3 protein-coding genes are annotated in these 1,052 nt (G+C 63.6%); all 3 read right to left on the reverse strand.

Going from position 1 to position 1,052, the window contains the following annotated elements:
• Positions 1-244 (reverse strand): 2Fe-2S iron-sulfur cluster-binding protein (locus PMI11_RS00015; protein ID WP_007811887.1); only part of this gene is annotated, 244 nt, incomplete at its 3' end.
• Positions 241-519 carry a sarcosine oxidase subunit delta gene (locus PMI11_RS00020; protein ID WP_007811890.1) on the reverse strand — a complete coding sequence of 93 codons (279 nt, stop codon included), beginning with the start codon at positions 517-519 and terminating at the stop codon, positions 241-243. The genes PMI11_RS00020 and PMI11_RS00015, both read right to left, overlap by 4 nt.
• 12 nt (positions 520-531) lie before the next feature.
• A partial coding sequence (locus tag PMI11_RS00025; RefSeq protein ID WP_007811892.1) for an FAD-dependent oxidoreductase occupies positions 532-1,052 on the reverse strand: 521 nt, incomplete at its 5' end.

Below are 1,052 nucleotides of genomic sequence, written 5' to 3' on the forward strand. Positions count from 1 at the left end.
TGGCTTCCGTGCGACCGCCGGTGCCTGTCGTCACCAGCGCGTTGGGCTCGGCCGCACCCGCCGTCAGGATGCCGCGCGGTCGGTGATACTTGAAGCTGCGGCCGACGAGCTGGATACCATTGGCAAGAAGGGCGGAGGCAAGCGTATCGCCGGGATGGCCCGTCAGCTCACTACCATCGAAGGTAAAGTTCAGCGTGCTCGACCGGTCGATCCGGCCGCCGCTGGGAAGCCGCGAACTTGTCATGCCGCACCTCCGAGCTTGGCAAGCGCGGCATCACTGACGGTGTGAACGGCATGGGTGACGGTATCGCGCTCGACAATCAGCCAGCGCCGGCAGCCGGAGGAATGGTGCCAGTACTCCTTGTGCCGTCCCCTCGGATTGTCGCGCAGATAGACGTAGTCGTACCAGACGTCGGCGTGGGCATCCGCCGCCGGCCGGGCGAGGCTCGCATCACCGCGAATAGTGAATTCTTCCTTGGGACGGACACCACAATGGGGGCAGGAAATCAGGCTTGCCATGGTGTCAGGTCCTCAATGCAGGTTGGGCTGGGCGCCGACGCCCTTTTCATCGATCTGATAGCCGCGCTGGAAGCGGTCGAGGCGCAGCTCGCGCGCGGTCTCATGCGGCTCGTTGCGGGCGATCAGATGGGCGTAGCAATAGCCGGATGCGGGTGTCGCCTTGAAGCCGCCATAGCACCAGCCGGCATTCAGATAGAGATTATCGATATGGGTTCGGTCGATGATCGGCGAGCCGTCCATGCTCATGTCCATGACGCCGCCCCAGGTTCGCAGGTATCTGACCCGCGTCAGCGAGGGAATCATCGCGACGCCTGCTTCGGCGACGTGTTCGACGGTCGCAAGATTGCCGCGCTGGGCATAGGAATTGTAGCCGTCGATATCGCCGCCGAAGACGAGGCCGCCCTTGTCCGACTGCGAAACGTAGAAATGGCCGGCGCCAAAGGTGACGACGGTATCGATGAAAGGCTTCAGCCCCTCGGTAACGAAGGCCTGCAGCACATGGCTCTCGATCGGCAGGGGCAGGCCCGCCATGT

Origin of the sequence: Rhizobium sp. CF142, assembly GCF_000281145.1 — a bacterium.
Classification (GTDB): Bacteria; Pseudomonadota; Alphaproteobacteria; order Rhizobiales; family Rhizobiaceae; genus Rhizobium.

Coding starts and splice junctions, on each gene's coding strand:
- PMI11_RS00020 (WP_007811890.1), bottom strand. CDS start 519: ATGGCAAGCCTGATTTCCTGCCCCCATTGTGGTGTCCGTCCCAAGGAA.